The organism is Curtobacterium sp. RIT-PI-V (assembly GCF_025642935.1).
GTDB lineage: Bacteria > Actinomycetota > Actinomycetes > Actinomycetales > Microbacteriaceae > Curtobacterium.
Genome location: NZ_JANZKM010000009.1, coordinates 56,798 through 78,462, shown reverse-complemented (window position 1 = coordinate 78,462; position 21,665 = coordinate 56,798). Strand labels below are relative to the sequence as shown.

Annotated in this window: 14 protein-coding genes; 10 read left to right on the top strand and 4 right to left on the bottom strand. The window is 72.0% G+C overall.

Annotation, left to right across the window (positions count from 1 at the left end; translation table 11 throughout):
* Window positions 1-71: 71 nt before the first annotated feature.
* A complete protein-coding gene (locus OGL88_RS07925; protein WP_263091027.1) occupies window positions 72-638 on the top strand; it encodes a hypothetical protein in 567 nt (188 codons plus the stop codon).
* The gene (locus OGL88_RS07920) at window positions 638-3,151 is read left to right on the top strand and encodes a hypothetical protein (RefSeq protein ID WP_263091025.1); all 2,514 of its coding nucleotides are present in this window, start codon (window positions 638-640) and stop codon (window positions 3,149-3,151) included. Before OGL88_RS07925 ends, OGL88_RS07920 begins: the two co-directional genes overlap by 1 nt.
* Before the next feature lie 109 nt (window positions 3,152-3,260).
* Here OGL88_RS07920 and OGL88_RS07915 read toward each other — a convergent pair whose 3' ends face one another.
* Entirely contained in the window at window positions 3,261-4,610 is a 1,350-nt protein-coding gene (locus OGL88_RS07915; RefSeq protein WP_374114435.1) for a glycosyltransferase family protein, read from the bottom strand.
* Here OGL88_RS07915 and OGL88_RS07910 point away from each other — a divergent pair.
* Window positions 4,533-7,244: a glycosyltransferase gene (locus OGL88_RS07910; protein ID WP_374114434.1), complete on the top strand. Its 2,712-nt coding sequence runs from the start codon at window positions 4,533-4,535 to the stop codon at window positions 7,242-7,244. The genes OGL88_RS07915 and OGL88_RS07910 overlap by 78 nt on opposite strands.
* Window positions 7,241-7,987 carry a polyprenol monophosphomannose synthase gene (locus OGL88_RS07905; protein WP_263091019.1) on the top strand — a complete coding sequence of 249 codons (747 nt, stop codon included), beginning with the start codon at window positions 7,241-7,243 and terminating at the stop codon, window positions 7,985-7,987. The genes OGL88_RS07910 and OGL88_RS07905 overlap by 4 nt, the downstream gene beginning before the upstream one ends.
* 26 nt (window positions 7,988-8,013) lie before the next feature.
* On the opposite strand, the gene OGL88_RS07900 is transcribed toward OGL88_RS07905, so the two are convergent.
* Entirely contained in the window at window positions 8,014-9,315 is a 1,302-nt protein-coding gene (locus OGL88_RS07900; RefSeq protein ID WP_263091017.1) for an exopolysaccharide production protein, read from the bottom strand.
* Between the two features lie 91 nt (window positions 9,316-9,406).
* Here OGL88_RS07900 and OGL88_RS07895 point away from each other — a divergent pair, with 91 nt between their 5' ends.
* Window positions 9,407-10,798, top strand: a complete 1,392-nt coding sequence (locus OGL88_RS07895) for a hypothetical protein (protein WP_263091015.1) — start codon at window positions 9,407-9,409, stop codon at window positions 10,796-10,798.
* An 18-nt stretch (window positions 10,799-10,816) separates the two neighbouring features.
* Here the strand turns inward: OGL88_RS07895 and OGL88_RS18010 are convergent, their stop codons facing one another.
* Both OGL88_RS18010 and OGL88_RS07885 read right to left on the bottom strand, forming a co-directional pair.
* A complete protein-coding gene (locus OGL88_RS18010) occupies window positions 10,817-12,196 on the bottom strand; it encodes an O-antigen ligase family protein (protein ID WP_263091013.1) in 1,380 nt (459 codons plus the stop codon).
* A gap of 17 nt (window positions 12,197-12,213) precedes the next feature.
* Window positions 12,214-14,358, bottom strand: a complete 2,145-nt coding sequence (locus tag OGL88_RS07885; RefSeq protein WP_263091011.1) for an acyltransferase family protein — start codon at window positions 14,356-14,358, stop codon at window positions 12,214-12,216.
* A gap of 45 nt (window positions 14,359-14,403) precedes the next feature.
* Between OGL88_RS07885 and manA the strand changes: the two genes are divergently transcribed.
* The 5 genes from manA to OGL88_RS07860 all read left to right on the top strand — a co-directional run bounded on the left by manA (window position 14,404) and on the right by OGL88_RS07860 (window position 21,640).
* Window positions 14,404-15,612 (top strand): mannose-6-phosphate isomerase, class I, encoded by a 1,209-nt coding sequence (gene manA, locus OGL88_RS07880; protein ID WP_263091009.1) that lies wholly within the window; start codon window positions 14,404-14,406, stop codon window positions 15,610-15,612.
* A 113-nt stretch (window positions 15,613-15,725) separates the two neighbouring features.
* Window positions 15,726-16,688 carry a UDP-glucose 4-epimerase GalE gene (galE, locus tag OGL88_RS07875; protein ID WP_111086023.1) on the top strand — a complete coding sequence of 321 codons (963 nt, stop codon included), beginning with the start codon at window positions 15,726-15,728 and terminating at the stop codon, window positions 16,686-16,688.
* 188 nt (window positions 16,689-16,876) lie between these two features.
* Entirely contained in the window at window positions 16,877-17,209 is a 333-nt protein-coding gene (locus OGL88_RS07870) for a WhiB family transcriptional regulator (protein ID WP_374114433.1), read from the top strand.
* 193 nt (window positions 17,210-17,402) lie between these two features.
* The gene (locus OGL88_RS07865; RefSeq protein WP_263091006.1) at window positions 17,403-20,240 is read left to right on the top strand and encodes a glycosyltransferase; all 2,838 of its coding nucleotides are present in this window, start codon (window positions 17,403-17,405) and stop codon (window positions 20,238-20,240) included.
* Entirely contained in the window at window positions 20,237-21,640 is a 1,404-nt protein-coding gene (locus OGL88_RS07860; protein WP_263091004.1) for a DUF5719 family protein, read from the top strand. The genes OGL88_RS07865 and OGL88_RS07860 overlap by 4 nt, the downstream gene beginning before the upstream one ends.
* Window positions 21,641-21,665: the final 25 nt, after the last annotated feature.

The window sequence follows — 21,665 nt, the reverse complement described above, 5'->3', positions numbered from 1 at the left end:
CAACCTTCACTTTCGGGTTACCGTTGACGCAACCCGGACCCTTGTCAACAACCACAGGACGGCCCGAAAGCATGCAGCTTGCTCCACGGTCGATCGCTGCGCTCGCGGTGGTCGGTGCTCTCAGTCTCTTCACGGCGGGGTGCTCCGCCGGCGACGATCCCGGCCCCTCGTCGAGCCCCTCGCGCACGGTCAGCCCCTCGCCCAGCGCGACGGGTCCGTCGTCCGTCCCCTCGTCGTCCGCGTCCTCGTCCTCGAGTGCGGAGCCGTCCGACGACGACGTGCCCACGGCGTTCCCCGGCAGCGGGCAGACCCCCGAACCCGACACCGACCCCTCGGACTTCCCGGCCACGGCACTCGTGACGTTCTCCGGGTGGGACACCGGTACCAAGACCCTGCAGGCGGGCGGCCTGGTCTCCGGCACGACGGACACCTCCGGCACGTGCACGTTCGTCGCCGCCAAGGGCGGCACCACCCGCACACTGACGAGCAAGGCCGAGGCGAGTGCGTCCTCGGTGAACTGCGCGCAGGTGTCGTTCCCCGCGAGCCAGGTGTCCACCGGGACCTGGTCCATCACCCTCGAGTACTCGGTCGGGTCGAAGTCGACCACGTCCGAACCGATGACGGCGGAGGTGCCGTGATGCGTTCCATCCTGACCGACGGCGATCGGCGCCGTCCCCTGCGCTCGGTGCTCGGCATGGTCGCCGCACTCGCGATCGCGGTGAGCGGCCTGACCATCGGCACGATCGTGTCGGAGCGGACCACGACGGAGTCGGCGGCGGCCGCCGTCGCGGCGAACTTCGACCCCGGCAACATCATCAGCGACGCCAACTTCTACAACGGCGGCGCGATGAGCGGGTCGGCTGTGCAGTCGTTCCTGAACAGCGTCGCCCCGAACTGCACGCCGCGGTCCGGTGGCCCCGCCTGCCTGAAGAACTTCACGCAGAACATGAGCGCCATCGGCGCCGTCGCGAACCGGTGCTCGGCGATCCCGGGCGGCAGCAAGTCGGCCGCGACGATCATCGCGCAGGTCGGTGCCGCGTGCGGGATCAGCCAGAAGGTGCTGCTCGTGCTGTTGCAGAAGGAGCAGGGCATCGTCGCGACGAGCTCGCCGACGAGCTACATGTACCTGCACGCCACGGGCTTCGCGTGCCCGGACACCGCTCCGTGCGACCCCGCGTACTACGGCTTCGGCCAGCAGGTGTACGCAGCGGCGTTGCAGTTCAAGCGCTACCAGGCCTCGCCGACGTCGTGGGCGTACCAGGCCGGTCGCAACAACGCGATCCTGTACAACCCGAACGCCGCGTGCGGCCGCAAGACGGTCAACATCAAGAACCAGGCGACCGCAGCGCTGTACATCTACACGCCGTACACCCCGAACAGCGCCGCGATGTCGAACCTCTACGGTTCCGGTGACTCCTGCTCGGCCTACGGCAACCGCAACTTCTGGCGCATGTACACCGACTGGTTCGGATCGCCCACGGGCGGGTCGTCGCCGATCGGGAGCGTGGACTCCCAGAGCGGCGCCGCCGGCGGCACCATCACGGTGCGCGGCTGGACGGCCGACCCGGACTCGACCGAGTCGATCAAGGCGCAGTTCTACGTCGACGGCGTCGGCAAGGCGTCGATCCGCGCCGACGTCGTCCGAGCCGACCTGGCCGCGTCGCTCGGCGCGAACAACACGGCGCACGGCTTCCAGACGACGCTCTCGGGCATCGCACCCGGCAAGCACAACGTCTGCGTGTTCGGCATCAACGTCGGCGCGGGTGCGAACACGCTGCTCAACTGCGGGGACGTGACCGTGCCCGCCTCTGCCCCGGTCGGCAGCCTCGAGACCGTCACCGGCGGCACCGGCTCCATCGCCGTCAGCGGGTGGGCGCTCGACCGTGACTCGTCCGCAGCCACCGCGTACAAGGTGCAGGTGGACGGCGTCGGCGCGATCGCCGCGACCGCCGACGTCGTGCGCACCGACGTCGCCGCGAAGTACCCGGGCGCCAGCTCCACCGTCGGGTTCTCGAAGTCGATCCAGGACGTCGCCGCCGGTTCCCGCACGGTGTCGCTCTGGACCCAGGACAAGCCGGGCGCGACCTGGGTCAAGGTCGCCTCGAAGACGGTGACCGTCACTGCGGCGACCGGGGCCTCCGGTGCGGTGAAGGGCGCCTTCGAGTCGGCCACCGGTGGCGTCCGCTCGGTCGCGCTGAAGGGGTGGGCGATCGACCCGGACACGTTCGCGCCGGTCAAGTACAAGATCCACGTCGACGGTGTCGGCGCGGCGGCCGGCAGCGCGAGCGCAGCCCGGAGCGACGTCGCGAAGTCGTACCCGAAGTGGGGCTCCGCGCACGGTCTGACGGCCACCCTCGACGACGTCGAGCCCGGTCGGCACACGGTCACCGTGTGGTGGCAGGACCTGCCGAGCGGCACCTACGTCAGCGCCGGCTCGAAGACCGTGACGGTGGCCGCCCCGCCGTCGTCCGGCGCGACCGGCAAGACCGGTGCCGTCACCGGCGCGTTCGAGAAGGCGACCGCCGGCCCGAACACCGTCGCGCTCACGGGCTGGGCGATCGACCCGGACCGGTACGACCCGGTCAAGTACAAGATCCACCTCGACGGTGTCGGCGCCGTGGCGGGCAGCGCGAACGCGGTCCGCACGGACATCGGCGCCGCGAAGCCCGGCTGGGGGAACGACGTCGGTCTCGCGGTCACGCTGACGGGCGTCAGCGCGGGCAGCCACACGGTCACGGTCTGGTACCAGGACCTGCCCAGCGGCAACTACGTCAGCTTCGGCACGCAGCGGGTGACGGTCCAGGACGCCGTGCCCGCACCGACGGGGAAGACCGGGGCCGTGTACGGCGCCTACGACGCGGCGACCGGCGGCAAGGGCACGGTCGCGGTGAGGGGTTGGGCCATCGACCCCGACACGTTCGACCCGGTCCGGTACAAGATCCACGTCGACGGTGTCGGCGCGGCAGCGGGCAGGGCGGACGCGGTCCGCGCCGACGTCGAGAAGGTCCACCCGGGTTGGGGCTCGGACGTCGGACTCGCTGTCACGCTCACCGGCGTGAAGCCGGGCAAGCACGCCGTGCGCGTCTGGTACCAGGAGCTCCCGGGCGGCGTCTACAAGGACTTCGGCACGAAGACGGTCACCGTCTCGTAACGGGGCCACCAGACGGACGGGAGGTGCGCTGCCAGCTGGCAGCGCCCCTCCCGTCCGTCTGCGTCGCCGTCCCGGGCGCGCGGCCGGTCTCGAAGCTGCTCCGGCGTGGTCAGGCGCGTCGGCGGAGCGCACGGGCGACGCCGCCGAGGCGGTCGAGGGCCCGGAACTCGGCCGAGTGGGTCAGTGCGTCGTACCGGGCCGCGATCGCGTCGCGTTCCGCCTCGGCGTCGTGCTGCGCCTGTTCGGCGTCCTTGCGCGCACGGTCGAGGACGGCGACCGCCTCTTCCGACACGATGAGTCGCCGGTTGATGTCCTCGACCCCCGCGCGGTGCACGTCGCGCTCCTGTTCGGTCGCGCGGAGCAGCTCGCGCTGCTGCGCGGCCCAGCGCAGCAGCTCGCGCTGCTGCGCGGCCCAGCGCAGCAGCGGATCGCTGGCACCGGTCCGTGTCGCGGCGTGCGAGGTCGCCGCGTCGAGCAACGGGCCGACCTGCACGGCGCGGGCCGCGTAGGAGTGCCGTTCCCGCACGACGGCGCCCAGCCGCGCGACCAGGGCGTCCCGTTCGGCGGCGGGCATCGCGATCGCACGTTCCAGGGACGGGGCGTCGGTGAAGACGGGGACGTCGGCCAGTCCGAGTTCGTCGAGGCCGAGGGCGCAGGAGGTGACCGGCAGCGCCCCGCACGCCAGCGACTCGTAGAGCCGCGAGTTGAGCGTGCCGAACTCCGCGGCGGGTGCGATGACGTCGTCGACGACGAACGCGGCAGCGCGGTAGACCTCGGGCAGCGCGAAGTACGACACCGCCGGTCGGAGCTCCACACCGGGGGCGGCGTCGACGTGCTCGACGTTCGCGGCGAACCAGACGATCGGCTCGGGCGGGGCGACCTGCTGCAGCACGTCCTGCACACCGCGGCGCGCTCCCCAGAAGTTGACCGTCGTGACGGTGCGGTCGGTCCGCGGCGGCGGCGTCGTCCCGTCCGCGTCGGTGGTGAAGAGGTCGAGGTCGACCCCGATCGGCACCACCTCGACCGGTACGTCCACCACCCGGACCAGTTCGTCGCGGGCGATCGTCGACGACGCCCACACCGCGTCGAACTCGGCCAGGTACGGCACCGACGCCCACTGCGCCGTCCAGTTCCGCACCCACGCGACGGTGGCGGTCCTCGCCGGCACGAGACCGGGGACGAACGACTCGATCATGCTGACGAGCACCGTCGTGTCCTCGGGGACGGTCTCGGCCCAGCGCCGGATCGGCCAGACGTCCACGCCCCAGCCCTCGGCCCGGAGCGCCCTGGACAGACCGAGGGCGACGAACAGGTCGCCCTTGCCCTCGGTCGGGTCGTCGGTCGACACCGCGAAGCGGATCGTTCCCCTGGTCCCCGTCGCGTGGTCGCCGCGGGCGATCGCCTCGTACTCGGCTGCGAGGGGGGACGAGGCGGGGGAGGACGGGATCGCGGGGTGCATCACGGTGCCATTGTGCACGAAGCACACCCGACCTCCGCCGAGCGCCGTGCTGCGCCTTGTAGGGTGTTGTCGGTCGCCGGGCACCCCCGACGTCCGGATCACCGAACCGTGCCGCAGGCGCGGCAGCAGCTGGAGGAACTCGTCGTGACAGAGCGCAAGCCAGGAGTCGTTTCCGTCGTCCTCGTGAACTACAAGGGCACCGACGACACCCTGACGAGCATCGCCGAGCTCCGCAAGCAGGACTGGCCGCAGGACCGGCTCGAGGTCATCGTCGTCGACAACGGCTCGGGCGCCGAGCACGTCGGGCGGCTGAAGGCCTCGGACCTCGACTTCACCTTCGTCGACTCCGGCCAGAACCTCGGCTTCACCGGCGGCTGCAACCTGGGCGTCGAGCACTCCTCGGGCGAGATCGTGGCGTTCCTGAACAACGACGCCCGCCCGGACACCGGCTGGGTGCGCGAGGCGATGGCCACGTTCGCGTCCGGCGCCGACATCGGTGCCGTGGCGTCGAAGGTCCTCGACTGGGAGGGCGTGAACATCGACTTCACCGAGGCCGCGATGACCTGGTACGGCATGGGGTACAAGCCGTTCGCCGGATCGCCGGACACCGGCCGGTGGGAGAGCGAGACCGACGTCCTGTTCGGCACCGGCGCCGCGATGTTCATCCGCGCCGAGCTCTTCGAGCAGCTGGGTGGCTTCGATGACCGCTACTTCATGTTCTACGAGGACGTCGACCTCGGGTGGCGCCTCAACCTGCTCGGCTGGCGTTTCCGGTACCAGCCGAAGTCGGTGGCGTTCCACAAGCACCACGCGTCGATGAACAAGTTCGGCGACTTCCGTGAGACCTACCTGCTCGAGCGCAACGCCCTCTTCACGCTCTACAAGAACCTCGGCGACGAGCAGCTCGCCGCGGCCCTGCCCGGGTCGCTGGCGCTCGCGGTCCGCCGAGCCGTGGGCCGCGGCGAGCTCGACTCCACGTCGCTCGACCTGCGGAACCCCGGCGACGACAGCGTCCCGACCATCCCGGTCCCGAAGACGAGCATGGCCGGGATCTACGGTGTCGACCAGTTCGTCGAGCAGCTGCCGTCGATGACCGAGTCGCGCCGCGAGATCCAGGCGAGCCGGGTCCGCAGCGACCGCGAGCTCCTCCGCCTGTTCGGCAACCGCGACGAGCCCGCGTACCCGATCGAGAACTACCTGGCCGGCTACGACAAGATCGTGCACTCGCTCGGGGTGCTCGAGGTCGGTGCGCGCCGCCGGATCCTCATCGTCACCGGTGACTCCATCGGCGAGAAGATGGCCGGCCCGGCGATCCGCGCCACCCAGATGGCGAAGCAGCTCGCGAACGAGCACGACGTGCGCGTGATCAGCCTCACCCGCTCGACGCAGATCGACCCGTCGTACGACGTCGTCACGGTCCCGCACCGTCACCCGCGCCAGATGGTCGAGCACGAGGCCTGGGCCGACGTGATCATCGTCCAGGGTCACGCGCTGCGCCTGTTCCCCGTCCTCGAGTCGACGCGCAAGATCCTGGTGGTCGACGTGTACGACCCGCTGCACCTCGAGCAGCTCGAGCAGGGCCGCAGCGACGACGTCGACCAGTGGAACCGGCAGATCCTCGATGCGTCGGACACGCTCAACCACCAGCTCGAACTCGGTGACTACTTCATCTGCGCATCCGAGCGGCAGCGCATGTTCTGGCTCGGGCAGCTCGCGGGCTCCGGTCGGGTGAACGCCCGCACGTACTCCCGCGACCCCGACCTCCGGTCGCTCATCGGTGTCGTGCCGTTCGGCCTGTCCTCGACGCCGCCGGTGCACGACCAGCCGCGGGTCAAGGGAGTCGTGCCGGGCATCGGCAAGAACGACAAGCTCGTCGTCTGGGGTGGTGGCATCTACGACTGGTTCGACCCGATCACGCTGGTGCGGGCGATCGGTCAGCTCGCCGAGCGAAAGCCGACCGTCAAGCTCTTCTTCATGGGCGTGCAGCACCCGAACCCCGACGTGCCCGAGATGGACATCGTCGCGAAGGTCCGTGCCGAGGCCGATGCCCTGGGACTCACCGGCAAGAACGTGTTCTTCAACGACGCGTGGATCCCGTACGAGGAACGTGGCGCCTACCTGCTCGAGGCCGACGCCGGCGTCTCGACGCACTACGAGCACCTCGAGACGACGTTCTCCTTCCGGACCCGGATCCTCGACTACCTGTGGGCGCGTCTGCCCATCGTGACGACCGCCGGTGACTCGTTCGGTGACCTCGTCGCTGCCGAGAAGCTCGGAATCGCCGTGCACGAGCAGGACGTCGACACCCTCGCTGCCGCGCTCGAGACGGCCCTGTTCGACAAGAAGGCGCGCGCCGAGTACATCGGCAACGTCGACCGCATCCGCGAGCAGTTCACGTGGGAGAACGTCCTCGCGCCGCTCGTCGAGTTCTGCCGGAACCCCGTCCGCGCCGCCGACAAGTCGGTGCGGGACACGGTGGCCGTGGCCGAGGCGCACCAGATGCGCGTGCGGGTGCCGGAGCGCAAGAAGCTCTCGGGCGTCCGGTACGACGTCGGCCGCGCGGTGCACTACTTCCGCACCGAGGGCCCGCGCAGTGTCGCGGGCAAGATCAAGCGGCGCCTGACGAGCCGGTGACGACGACGGACGCAGCGGCCCTCGTCGTCGTGCCGACGTACGACGAGGCCGAGAACATCCGGTCCGTCGTCGCAGCCGTCCTGGCGGCCGTGCCCCGTGCACACGTCCTCGTCGTCGACGACGGCAGCCCGGACGGCACCGGGGACATCGTGCGGTCGCTCGCGGCCGACGACCGGCGGGTGCACCTGCTGCAGCGAGCCGGCAAGGCCGGTCTCGGCACCGCCTACGTCGCGGGGTTCCGCTGGGGCCTCGAACGCGGGTACCCCTTGCTCGTCGAGATGGACGCCGATGGGTCGCACCCTGCCGACCGCCTGCCTGCGCTCATCGACGCCGTGGAGTCCGCGGACGACGTCCTGCTCGCGATCGGGTCACGGTGGGTCCCCGGTGGGACGGTGGTCGACTGGCCGCTCCGCCGCCGGGTCCTGAGCCGCGGTGCCAACGCGTACGCCCGGCTGGTGCTCGGTCTGGACGTCCGTGACATCACCGCGGGGTTCCGCGTCTACCGATCCCCGGCGATCGCCCGCATGGATCTCGGGTCGATCGACTCGAAGGGGTACTGCTTCCAGGTCGACATGACCCTGCGGGTGGACGCCCTGGGCGGCCGCGTCGTCGAGGTCCCGATCCGGTTCCGCGACCGCATGCACGGGGTCTCGAAGATGAGCCGGTCGATCGTCCTCGAGGCGATGCTCCGCGTCACCCAGTGGGGCCTGCAGCGCCGGTTGGGTCGTCCCACGCGTCCGTGACCACTCGGTGCGTGCGGTGCTGCGGTTCAGGGGCGCGGCAGGTGTCGGCGCCACGAGCGCCGTCGGGCGGCGATCACGAGCACCGTCACGAAGACCATCAGGCCCGCGCCGTGCAGCAGGTAGCTCTCCGCCGTGCTCGTGACGGCCAGCAGCACCAGCACCGCGGCCGGCCACACGTACGCCACCCCCGGGAACGTCGTCGCGGTCACCCAGGCCCGCGCGAACGCCAGGAGCGCCGTCACGCCCAGGATGATCGTGCCGGCGAGCCCGATCTGCAGCCAGGCGTCGACGAAGGCGTTGAGCCCTGAGGGGAACCTCATCCCCGCCGGGTCGAGCAGGGTCACGTAGGGCACCACGGCTTCGCGCGGCCAGGTGCCGACCCATCCCCAGCCCTGGATCGGGTACCGCTCGGTGAGCACGCGGATCTGCGACCACAGGTCGATGCGCGTGGCGGTGCCGCCGGCGGCCCCGATCTCGGCCAGCAGTCGCCCGCGGGCGAGGACCGCGACGACGAGGGCCAACAGGACGGCGGCGCCGAGGACGCCGTTCACCACCGGGCGCGTGGCCGGTCTGGCGTGCCGGAGCGACCAGAGCGCGAGCGCCGTGACGGCCAGGGCGATCATCGCGAGCCCGGTGATGGGGGACTGGACGAGCATCAGGGAGATGACGGCCAGGGCGGTGGAGGCGACGGCCCGCCAGACCGTGACGGAGCGGGTGAGGAACTCGACCACGAAGGTGACGAGCGCCATGGCGGCGATGAAGCCCATGAAGTTGCGGGTGCCGCCGATGCCCTGGATCGGTCCGCCGTAGGCGATGTCGCCGCGGATGCCGAACGCCGGGAACGGCACGTCGAGCACGAGGCCGGAGAGCACCTCGAGGCCGAGCGCGGTCACGAGGAGGATCCGGAACGCATCACCCGAGGCACGGATCACCTGGACCAGGTCGCGCCCGAGCGCCAGGTACAGCCCCAGGCCCATGAAGCACACGGTGGCGACGAGCCCCCGCAGCGCGACCCACGAGTACTCGCTCCAGAGCACGCTCAGCGCGCAGTACCCGACGAACGCCAGCAGGGACAGCGGCAGCACCCCGTGCCACTCGATCCGGTACCGCTGCCCGAGCAGGCTCAGGCCGGCGAGCACGAACAGCGTGACGAGCACCGCCCACGTGCCGGCAGTCCCGACCACGGCCCCGACGGTGGGCTGGCCGAACGCGAAGAGCACGATCACCGTCGCGAGCGCCTGGCTGAACCGCCCGCCAGCGGAGAACCCGATCCAGGCGGAGAGGTAGCGGCGCGCGCGCACCCGCTTCGTCAGCCGTCCGTCCGTCACCCCACCATCTTGGTGCACGCACCTCGGTACCGGGCCATCGCGGAGCGTCGATATCGCTGATAAGCGATGAACCGGCTACCGTCGACGGACCATGCAGCGTCCTGCGAGCCCGATCCACCGCCGTCTCGACGGCCTCCGCGTCGCCGCCGCCGCGGTCCTGGTCGGCGTCGCCACGACCGCGCTCGCCTGGTGGCGGCTCGGGCCGACGGCCCGCAGCACCGTGTGGGCGGAGGACGGTGGCCTGTTCCTCCGGGAACGGATCGCCCTCGGCCCCGTCGACTCCCTGCTGCACCCCTACGCCGGGTACCTGCACCTCGTGCCCCGGTTGCTCGTCGACGTCGCCTGGGCCCTGCCCGTCCAGGACTACGCCCGGGCACTGTCCGCCGGGGCCTGCGTCGTCGTCGGCGCGGTGGGCGTGACCGTGTTCCTGCTCGCACGCGACGTCGTGCCGCAGTGGCCGCTCCGGGCCCTGCTCGCCGCGGCGCCTGCCCTGCTCCCGCTCGCGCCCCACGAGATCAGCGGGAACGCCGCGAACCTGCACTGGTACATGCTGTTCGCCGCCCCCTGGTTGTTCGCGTACCGCGCGCGGACGTGGTGGGCGTCCGGTACGGTCGCCGTCCTGACCGCCTTCGCGGTCCTCACCGAGCTGCAGACCGTGCTGTTCCTCCCGCTCCTGCTCCTCGCGTGGTTCCCCCTGCGGAACGGTCCGGGCGACCGGGCGTGGCCACGCGCGGTCCCGGTGACGATCGTCGCCCTGATCGGCACCGGTGCGCAGGTGGGAGCCGCCCTCACCGACCAGCGATCGCAGCCGCCGGGCAGACCGGCGTTCACCGACGTGGTCGCCGGATGGCTGCTGCAGCCCGTCGCGGGAATCTGGACACCGGACGTCGGTGCTGCCGTCCGCGCCGTCGTGACCCACGGCTGGGGCGTCGTGCTCGTGCCCGTCCTGTTGGTCGCCGCCACGGTCGTGGTCGCGCTCGTCGTCGGGACGTGGCGCGCACGCTGGGTGATCGTCGCGCTCGCCGTGGTGTCCGGCGGCGTGTGGTGGGCTGCGCTGATCGCCAACGGGGGAGAGGGCCAGGCGTGGGCGCACCCGATCCCGGCACTCGCAGCGGTCCCGGCGCTGCGGTACGCCGCGGCGTCGGGGATGCTCCTGCTGGCAGCGGTGGTCGTCGCGGCGAGCGTGCTCCTCGACGCACGTCCCGCGCACCGGGGAGCACGGCCGTCACGACGTGGGGCGCAGCCGGCGGGCGCCCTCCGCTTCGTCCGCGTGCTGGCGGGCTGGTCCGTGGTCGCCGTCCTGGTCGTCGCGGTGGTGGGCAACCTGGCCCCGGGAGCAACACGACGCAGCGACGGCCCGGTCTGGGCGACGCAGGTCCCCGGCGCGGTCGCGGCGTGCGCGGGCGACCCGACACGGGACGTCGAGATCCGGAAGGCGCCGTGGACGGCCAAGGTGCCGTGCTCCAGGCTGCTCGAGCGGTGACCGCCGGGTGCTCCGGGGTCAGCGAAGGGTCGGCAGCCGCCACTCCCGCCGCGCGGGCGGGGTGCGCGGGCCGTCGCCGGCCGACCGGGGTTCCTCGCTGACCAGGACGATGCGGGACTTGATCGCGATGAGCGCGAACAGGACCCAGTTGCCCTGGTACAGCAACCGCGACTCGGCGACGGACTGCACGAGCAGCGCCACGACGACGAGGAGCGGCAGGAGCGACACCGGGTCGAACGACCTGGGGAACCCTGCGGCGTCGTACCCGATCCTGGTCGCGGACGACCACGACCGGTCGAGTGTCGTCACGACGTACAGGGTGAACAGGACCAACCCGATGATGCCGGTCTGCATCCACACGTCGAGGTACGCGTCGTGCGCCTGCAGGTACGTCACGCCCTTGCGGTGCGCGAGGTCGGCGAGCGTCGGGATGTCCGGCCACCAGTACCCGATCCAGCCCCAGCCGACGACCGGGTGCTGGCCGATCAGCTCGAGCACGCGCTGCCAGATGTCCCCGCGGCCCGTCGCGTCCGCGCCCTTGCCGAGGAGCTCCGACACGGTCCCGCGCGCTGCGAACGCGCCGACGCCGACGACGACCGCACCGACCAGGGCGAGCAGGTAGCGCGGCGTCCGCTGTTCGGTGGGGACACGACGGATCCAGAGGGCGACGAACAGTGCGGCGGCGACGACCAGCGCGGCGGCGAGGACCGTCGACGAGCGGGTGAGTACCAGGACCGCACCGGCCACGACCAGCCAGCCGACGGAGCGGTTCCGGCTCATCCGACCCTCGGCGAACTGCAGGGCGATGGCGATCGCGGCGAGCAGGGCGACCATCGCCAGCAGGTTCGCGTTGCCCGGCAGCCCCTGGATGCGGCCGCCGGTCAGCAGCTCGGCGCGGGAGAAGTAGAAGGCGTCGGGGATGTCCCGGTCGCCGTAGTCGGTCCAGACCGGGACGATCGGGTGCCGGACGACGACGGCCACCGCGGCCTCGAACAGCAGCGAGCCCATCAGCACCCAGCGGAACGCGAGGCTCATCGCGTCCAGGATCCGACGCCAGGTCAGGGTCGACGCGAGCGCGAACGCCATCGCGGCGCAGATCACCTGCGCGGCGATGCTCGCGAGCGTCGCCGGGCGCCAGTGCGACCAGGCGACGGACACCAGGCACCAGGCGAGGAAGAACCAGAGCGCCCACGGCGTCCGGACCAGCGGTGACTTCGCCCGGACCAGGATCGTCACGCCCCACGTCGCAACGAGGGCCCAGACCGCCGCGGCCCCGAACCAGGTCAGGGTGTTCGGGAAGGCGTCACCGGCGAACAGGACGAAGAGGAGCGTCGCACCGAACGCGAACGCCTCGCGCTCGGGTACGGTCCCGCGCGAGAGCGGCCAGGTGTTCGTCACGACGTCAGGGTACGTGGTCATCCGCGTCCGTCATTGCGGAAGGCGGCGAGCGCGCGGGCGATCTCGTCGCCGAGGTACGGCGCCAGGGTCGTCGCGAAGGTGTTCGTCAGGTGGGTGCGGTCCCGGTGCACGAGCACGCCGCCGATGACCGCCGGGCAGGTGGTGTCGGTGCAGTAGTACTGCGTCAGGTCGATCACCCGCGCCTTGCCGGGCATCCGGGCGGCGGCCTGCTCCGAGCCGTCGAACAGACCGAGGCCGAACGAGCGGCTCGAGTCGCACGCGCTCGTCGTCGGGCCCGACATCTGGCCGACGCACGCCACCACGTCGGTCCGAGCGGTCGGGTTGTCGCGGAGCGCCAGGACCGGGATCCCGGCGTCGGCCGCTGCCTGCCACGCCGCGACCATGCCGTCGACGACGGTCTCACCGTCCGACTGCCCGGGCACCGAGGCGATGGGACCGTTGCCGGTCGAGTGCGTGACGATCACGCCGTCCAGGTCGCCGTGCGCGCGCAGGTACGCCATCGCGTTCTGCTTCCAGGCGGTGCAGTCGTCGACCTGCTTCTCCGTGTTCGCCTTCTGCACCGCGGTGGTGAGGTAGCAGCTCTGGTGCCCCGCGACGTCGATGCGCCAGTTGTTCGCCTTCGCGATCGCCTCGTAGGTGTCCACGAAGACGTTGTTGTGCGAGTCGCCGATCGCGATGAGGTGCTCCGTGTACCCGGTCTTCGGGCCCAACGCGCAGACGTTGAACGCACTCGAGTCGTTGGACCAGCACGCCCCGCGGTTCGAGTCGTCGTCGAGCGCGTTCGCGGCCGCGGGCACCCGCACGTCCGCAAGGGCGGGGTTCACGCACGGGTCGGACGACGAGATCAGGGCGGCGGCACCGAAGCAGCGCACGTCGCCGGTGCTCAGGCGCTGCTGGAACTCGGCTGCCTGCATCTGCTGCACGTGCAGCGCCGTCAGCGAGGCGGCACCGAGTGCCACGACGAGCACGGTGCTCAGTGCGCCGTAGAGCGCGACCCGGCGCGGACGCAGCGCCCGCACCCATCCGGAGAACCGGAGCGGCTCCTCGATGCACAGCGTGGTGACCGAACCGACGAGCACGGCACCGACGAGGATCGCGACCTTGTCCTTGGTCGTGAGCTCGTGGCGGAGCACGATCGGCAGGATGACGACGGCGGGCCAGTGCCACAGGTAGACGGCGTACGAGATCCGGCCCAGGAACCCGATGGGGGTGATCCTGCCGATGCGCTGCAGCCCCGAGTGCGCGCCGAACAGCACGACGAGCGTCGCCGACACGACCGGCAGCGCGGCGGCGATGCCCGGGAAGGGCGTGGACCCGGTGATCAGCACGAGCGACGCGACGAGCCCGGCCGCGCCGACCCACGCCCCGACGACCCGCACCGACCGAGCCGGTCCGGTGCGCGGCGCTGCCAGCGGGATGGTCGCCGCGAGCCCGCCGAGCGCGAACTCCCACGCCCGGGTCGCCGTCGAGAAGTACGCGACGCCCGAGGCGGTGTGGGTCTGGACGATGCTCCACGCCAGGGACAGGACCACGACGGCGCCGAGGAGCACCTGCGCGACGACGGCCGGGGAGGCGCCGTCCCGACGTACACGCCGAGCGACCCACAACGCGAGGAGCAGCAGGAGCGGGAGGGCGATGTAGAACTGTTCCTCGACCGACAGCGACCAGAAGTGCTGGAAGGGCGACGCCTCGTTGCCCTGAGCCAGGTAGTCGACCGAGTCGGCGGCCAGCTGCCAGTTCTGCACGTAGACCGTCGACGCGATGAGCTCACGGCCGTACTGGCCCCACAGCGCGCTCGGGACCCACACCAGCACGGCGGTCCCCGTCGCGGCGATCGTGAGGAAGGCCCCGGGGAGCAGCCGCTTCGCCCGCCGCGACCAGAACCCGGCGAGCCCGATCCGGCCGGTGGTGGTCAGCTCACGGAGCAGGTGTCCGGTGATCAGGAAGCCCGAGATCACGAAGAACACGTCGACGCCGACGAAACCGCCCGGCAGCCGGTCGGGCCACAGGTGGTAGAGCACGACGGCGAGGACCGCGAACGCACGGAGCCCCTGGATGTCCCACCGTGTGGGGTCGGCCGTGCGGCGGGGGGAGGAACGCAGGGACCCTCGGGGCGGTGACTCCACCGTGCTTGCAGACATCACGGAGATCCTAGTGTCGCGGGCCGCGCCGGTAGGCTCTCGCCCATGTTCCTCGGCATCACGAACACCCCCCGCGACTACGCCTGGGGCTCGGTCACCGCGATCCCGGAGCTCCTCGGTCGCACCGTCACCGGCGCCCCGCAGGCAGAGCTCTGGCTCGGTGCGCACCCGGGCAGCCCGAGCGTGGTCGTCAACCCGGCGATGGTCGGCGGTGCCGACACGCTGCTCGACTGGATCGCCGCCGAACCGCAGGACGCCCTGGGCGGCGACCGCACCGGCCTGCCGTTCCTGCTGAAGGTGCTCGCAGCGGCGGCGCCCCTGTCGCTGCAGGCGCACCCGACCCCGGAGCAGGCCGAGGCCGGCTTCGCGCGCGAAGAGCGCGAGGGCATCGCGATCGACGACCCGGCGCGCAACTACAAGGACCCGTTCCCGAAGCCCGAGCTCGTCGTCGCCCTGAGCGAGCGGTTCGAGGCCCTGAGCGGCTTCCGCCCGGTGGCGGAGACCCTGGCCGAGGTCCGCGTGCTCGACGCCGGCAGCGGTCGGCTCGGCCCCCTCGAGGTGCACCTGCAGCACGGGCTCGAGGACACCGTCCGGTGGCTCGAGACGGCCGACGAGTCCGCGCTCGCCGTCGTGCAGGCGGCGAGCGACCTCGCCCTCGCACTCGACGACGACGTCCTCACCCCGAACACGGCGACGGTCCGCGACCTGGCGACGAGCTGGCCGGGCGACCCCGGCATCGTCGTCTCCCTGCTCATGCACCGGGTGACGCTCACCGCCGGCCAGGCGATGTACCTGCCCGCCGGCAACATCCACGCCTACCTGGACGGCCTCGGCATCGAGCTGATGGCGCCGTCCGACAACGTGCTGCGTGGGGGACTGACGCCGAAGCACGTCGACGTGCCCGAACTCCTGCACGTGCTCGACTTCACGGCGTACCCGGCACCGGTCCTCGAGCCGGAGCGCCTGGCCCCCGGCGTGGACCGCTTCGCACCGGAGGGCGTCGGCTTCGCGCTGCTGCGGGTCGACGGTGACGGACGACCGGTCGGGCTGAGCACCGGCGGCGTGGCTCCGCTCACCGGACCGTCGATCGCGATCTGCACCGAGGGCGTCGTGACGCTCGTCGGCGCGACGTCCGCCACGTTGCTCCGCAAGGGCGAGTCCTGCTTCATCACACCGGACGAGGGCGACGTCACGGTCGAGGCCGACTCGTCGAACGGCGTGACGTCCACGGTCTTCATCGCGACCGGTCGGTAACGCGGAGCGACGCGGGCACCCGGGCAGCACCGGACCGGCGCGGAGCCGCACGGGCTGGCGCGGTCACGCACACCGCCGCCGGGGCACCTCGTCCGTCCGCTAGCGTGGCGACCATGAGTTGGCTGGTCACCGGCGGTGCCGGGTACATCGGGTCCCACGTCGTCCGAGCACTGCGCTCGGCCGGCATCGACACGGTCGCGTTCGACGACCTCTCGAGCGGTTTCCGCGCGTTCGTGCCGGACGACGTGCCGTTCGTCGAGGGCACGATCCTGGACGGCGAGCTGGTCGCCCGCACCCTGCGGGAGCACGACGTCACCGGCGTGGTGCACGTCGCGGGCTTCAAGTACGCCGGCGTCTCGGTCGAGCGTCCGCTGCACACCTACGAGCAGAACGTCACCGGCATGGCCACGCTGCTCCGTGCGATGGCCGAGAACGGCGTCACGAAGGCCGTCTTCTCGTCGAGCGCCGCGGTGTACGGCACCCCGGACGTCGACGTCGTCGTGGAGTCGACCCCGAAGGCGCCCGAGTCTCCGTACGGCGAGTCGAAGCTCATCGGCGAGTGGCTGCTGCGCGACATGGAGGTCGCCGCCGGCTTCACGACGACCTCGCTCCGCTACTTCAACGTCGTCGGGTCGGGTGAGCCCGACCTGTACGACGCCAGCCCGCACAACCTGTTCCCGCTCGTGTTCGACGCACTGCTGGCCGGCCGAACTCCACGCATCAACGGCGACGACTACGCCACCGAGGACGGCACCTGCGTCCGCGACTACATCCACGTCGCCGACCTCGCGCACTCGCACGCCGTCGCGGCGCAGAAGCTCGAGGCGGGGGAGCCGCTCGAGCAGGCGTACAACCTCGGCAGCGGCGACGGTGTGAGCGTCCGGCAGATCATGGACGCCATGGCGAAGGGCACCGGGATCGCCTTCGACCCGGAGATCGCGCCGCGCCGCCCCGGTGACCCGGCGCGCATCGTGGCCACCGGCGAGGCCGCCACGCGCGACCTCGACTGGGCGATGCGCCACACCCTCGACGAGATGGTCACGAGTGCGTGGGAGGCCCGCCGCAGCGCTTCGTAGCGGCTGAGGACGTGTCAGTTGTCCCCCGAAACCCCGACAGACCGGGCGCGACACGCCCAGACGGGGGACATGACACGCCGAAGCGGGCAGTGCCTTCTATGATCCGCGACTTGACTCAGACGAATGACACCGCTGTAATTACAGGCAACGACTTCAATCGTTGTGGTCCCGTTATCGAGACGTCAGGGGTGATCAGGGTGAACGGTTCCGACTTCCACGCCGGAGTTCCGGAGGACTGGCACGTCGACCCCGTGGCGCTCGGCGTCCCGGGTGTTCGACGGCCGGAGACGGACGACGAGGAGAACCCGCTCGCGTGGCAGGTCGACTCGCTGTGCGCACAGACCGACCCGGAGGCGTTCTTCCCCGAGAAGGGCGGCTCCACGCGCGAAGCGAAGAAGATCTGCACGTCGTGCGAGGTCCGCGCGCAGTGCCTCGAGTACGCACTCGAGAACGACGAACGCTTCGGCATCTGGGGCGGCCTGTCCGAGCGCGAGCGCCGCAAGCTCAGGAAGCGGGCGTAGGAGCGCACCCCGTCTGCCGGGAGGCACGGTGCGCGTCCGGCGCACACCGTGCGACCCATGAAACCTCGTCGCAGGCTCCTCGGCGCGCCCTCACACGGCGCTGGCGCGCCGTGCCCGTTCGGCCGCGCAGGTTCACGGCGCGCCGCCGTCCGCAGCGGACGCCGTGCCTCCAGACCGTAGAGTGACGCCCGTCATGCAGCCCAGAGTCACCGCGATCCTCGTCGCCGCCAACGGAGCGGCCCACCTCGACCGGACCCTGGACGCACTCGCGGCCCAGACCCGCCACCCCGAGAACCTGGTGGTCGTCGACGTCGGATCGACCGACGGCTCCACCGCCGGCCTGTCCTTCGGCGGGTCCGCCGAGCTCCTGCGCCTGCCGGCCGGACGCCCCTTCGGCGAAGCCGTCGCCCGCGGGGAACGCGAGGCCCCGCCCGCCGTCGTGGACGAGCCCGTCGACGAGTGGCTGTGGCTGCTCGGGCACGACAACGCGCCGTCGCCGACCGCGCTCGCCGACCTGCTCTCCGCCGTCGAGATCGCACCGTCCGTGGTCGTGGCCGGCCCGAAGCTCGTCGCCGACGAGGACCCCTCGCTCATCCGCGCGTTCGGCGAGAGCATGACGCGCTTCGGCCGCTCGATCGGTCTCGTGCAGGACGAGCTCGACCAGGGCCAGCACGACCGGCACACCGACGTGCTCGGCGTCGCCGCCGGTGGCATGCTCGTGCGCCGCTCGGTGTGGACCGAGCTCGCCGGCTTCGACCCGGCGCTGCCCGACGTCGACGCCGCCCTCGACTTCTGCGTCCGGGTCCGCCTGGCCGGGCACCGCGTCGCAGTGGTCCCCGAGGCGAAGGTCACCACCGCCGGTCCGGTCGAGGAGTTCGGCCGCAAGCGCGTGTCCGAGGCCCGCCGCGTCCGCATGCACCGGCAGGCGCAGCTGCACCGCCGGATGACCTACGCGCCGCTCGGACTGCTCTGGCTGCACTGGCTCACCCTCGTCCCCTTCGCACTCGGCCGGGCGATCGGCCACCTCGTCGCCAAGCACCCCGCGGCCGTCGTCCCCGAGCTCGCCGCGGCGTTCGCGGTGGCCTTCGGCGGAGGCACCGGTCGCGCGCGCAGGAACCTCGCCCGCACGAAGAAGCTCGGTTGGGCCGCCGTCGAACCGCTCCGGGTCAGCTGGCGTCGGGTGCACGAGCACCGCACCACCTCGCGCGACGTCGAACTCGCCCGGGTCGAGGACGCCCCGATCGCGCGGGCGTCGTTCCTCGGCGACGGCGGGATCTGGGTCGTGCTGGCCGCGGCGGTACTGAGTGTCGTGACGCTCTACCCCCTGCTCGGCTCACCGGCGCTGACCGGCGGCGGCCTGCTGCCCCTCAGCACGAGCGTCGGGCAGCTCTGGCAGAACGTCGGGTACGGCTGGCACTCGCTCGGCACCGGGTTCACCGGACCCTCCGATCCGTTCGCCGCCGTGCTGGCGGTCCTCGGTTCGATCGTGTTCTGGTCGCCCTCGACGTCCGTCGTGCTCGTGATGCTCGTCGCCTTCCCCGTGTCCGCCCTCGGCGCGTGGTTCGCCGTCCGCAAGGTGACCACCCGCACGTGGGTGCCGGTGATCGGGGCCGCGCTGTACGCCATCGCGCCCTCGCTCGTCGGCGCGGTCACGACGGGTCACCTCGGCGCCGTCATCGCGCACCTGGTGCTGCCGTGGCTGTTCGTCGCCGTGCTCGAGGCACACCGCTCGTGGGCGTGGGCGTCCGGCGCCTCGCTGCTGTTCGCGGTCGCGGCGGCCTCGGCACCGTCGTTGCTGCCGGTCCTGCTGGTCGGGTGGCTCGTCGCGCTCGTCGTCGGGTGGCGCCGTGCACACCGTCGGGCCTTCATCCCGGTGCCGACCGCGGTGCTCTTCCTGCCGCTCGTCCTCGCCCAGGTCGCCCGCGGCAACGTCCTCGCCGTCTTCGCCGATCCCGGCGTCCCCTCGGCCACCCGGGCGCCGTCCGCGCTGCAGCTGGCCATCGGACAGCCGCTGCCGGACTGGAGCGGGTGGCTGCCCGCAACGTCCGGGCTCGCCGCCGTCGGCACGTGGCTGCCGATCGTGATGGCCGTCCTGGCCGTGCCGATCGCCGCCGCCGCGATCGGCGCGATGCTCGGACACCGCTGGGCCGTCGCCGGCTCGGCGCTCGTCGTCGCACTGCTCGGCTTCGGCACGGCGTTCGCCGCCACCCACGTGACCGTCACCGGTGTCGGGTCGACCACCACCATCGTGTGGCCGGGCAGCGGCCTGTCGGTGTACTGGCTCGCGATCGTCGTGGCTGCCTGCATCGGGATCGACGTGTTGCCGAAGGCCGCACCGGTCACCGGGCTCGTCGCGACGGTGCTCGCCGGTGTGGCGGTGGCCCCCGCGTTCGCCGCGTTCTACCTCGGCAACGCCGCCATCCAGCCGACCACCGGCCGGGTGCTCAGCGCGTACGTGAACGCCGAGGCCCAGGCGAACCCCGACGTCGGCACGCTGGTCGTGGTGCCGCAGGACGACGGGTCGCTCGCGGTCGCGCTCGAACGCGGACAGGGCGCCACCCTCGACGACCAGTCGACCCTCGACGCCACCGCCCTGCGGTTGAGCGAGTCCGGCGCCCGCCTGACGACGCTCGCCGGCAACCTGGCGAGCCGCAGCGGCTACGACCCACGGCCGGCGCTGCAGGAACTCGGCATCAGCTTCGTCCTGCTCGACGACGCCGGCGACGACCCCGAGGCGCAGACCGTGCACGACCGGGCCGCGGGCGCGATCGGGCAGAACGCCCTCTTCACGAGCATCGGTGAGACCACGAACGGCCAGCTGTTCCACTACGAGGGCGACGTCGACCGGACCACCACCGGGTCCGCCGCGGCCCGTGCCACGCACGTCCTGTACCTGGTCGTGCTCGGGGTGGTGTTCGGGGCGGCCGCGCTGCTCGCCGTGCCGACGGCCCCGCGCCGCCGCCGCGCCACCTCGAACGTCATCGAGGCCGAGGAACCCGCGACCACCTTCGACGAGGAGCGCGACGAATGAGCACCACCACCCGTTCGGTCCGACGCTGGGTCGTCCGCGGCACCGCCACCGCGATCGCCGTGGTCGTCGCTGCCGGCGCCGTCACGGCCGCGCACGCGTACGGCACCGCGGCCGAACCGGGTCGCCCGGCCGGCCGGACCGTCACCCCGGTGCCGGCCGACGCCGAACGCGTCTGCGCCGGCAGCGCGCTGCGGCTGTCCGACGACTCCGGCAACGACGCCACCCAGGCGAGCACCGTCGGGTCGGCCACCGTGGCCACTGCGACGACCGGGTCGACCGTGGAACGGTCCTCACTCGACCCGTCGTCCACGGGCGGCAGCGACCCGCGCCTGCTCACCGCCCCCGCGGGCGACACCACGCCGCAGGTCGCCGGCAGCAGTTACCAGAGCGTCTCCAGCGGCGACCTGGTCGGCGCCGGCGCGGCGTCCTGCGACGACCCCTCGCAGTCGACCTGGCTCGTCGGCGGCTCGACCGAGACCGGGCGCACCAGCCTCGTCACCCTGTCGAACCCGACCGACGTGAACGCGACCGTCGACCTGGCGATCTACGACGGCACCGGCACGGTCAGCGCCCCCGGCACGACCGGTATCGTCGTCGCCCCGAACACCCAGAAGGTCGTCCCGTTGTCCGGCTTCGTGTCCGACCAGGGATCGACCGTCGTGCACGTCTCGTCCTCCGGCGGGCAGATCGTCGCCCACATGCAGGAGACCGTCGTGCGCACGCTGACCCCCGGCGGCTACGACATCGTCTCCGGCGGCGCCGCCCCCTCACGGTCGCAGGTCATCCCCGGCGTCGTGCTCGCCGGCGCGCAGGAGGCGCAGCGCGGTGACGACACCGCGGACGCCGCCCCCGTCGTCCGGCTGTTCGTCCCCGGTACCCGGTCGGCACGCGTCACGCTCGGCATCAGCACGGCGGACGGCGGCGGCACGACCGTGAACGCCACTGCCGAGCCCGGGGTCGTGACCGACGTCGCGCTCGACGACTTCCCGGACGGCCGGTACTCCTTCACCGTCACGTCGACGCAACCGGTCGTCACCGGTGCCCGGACGACCTCGCCGACGGCCGACGGCAACAGCGACCTCGGCTGGTTCGCCTCGGCCGAGCCCCTGGGCGACCAGGTCATCACCGCGGTGGCACCGGGGGAGGGCGTCCGCCTGAACCTCGTCAACACCACGCGCGAGGACCGGGCGGTCACGATCCGCTCCGGCGACGAGGAGACCACGCTCCAGCTGCTGTCCGGCGTCACCGCGACCCTGCCGGTGCAGACCGCGAAGCAGCTCTCGATCTCCGGGGCCGAGGGCATCGTGGCGGGTGTGACCTACCGCGGGGACGACGGCATCGCCGGGTTCCCGATCCGACCGTCCACCCAGGTGTCCACGCCGGTGCGCGTCTACCCCTGACGACGAGGACGGTGCGCCGCCCCCG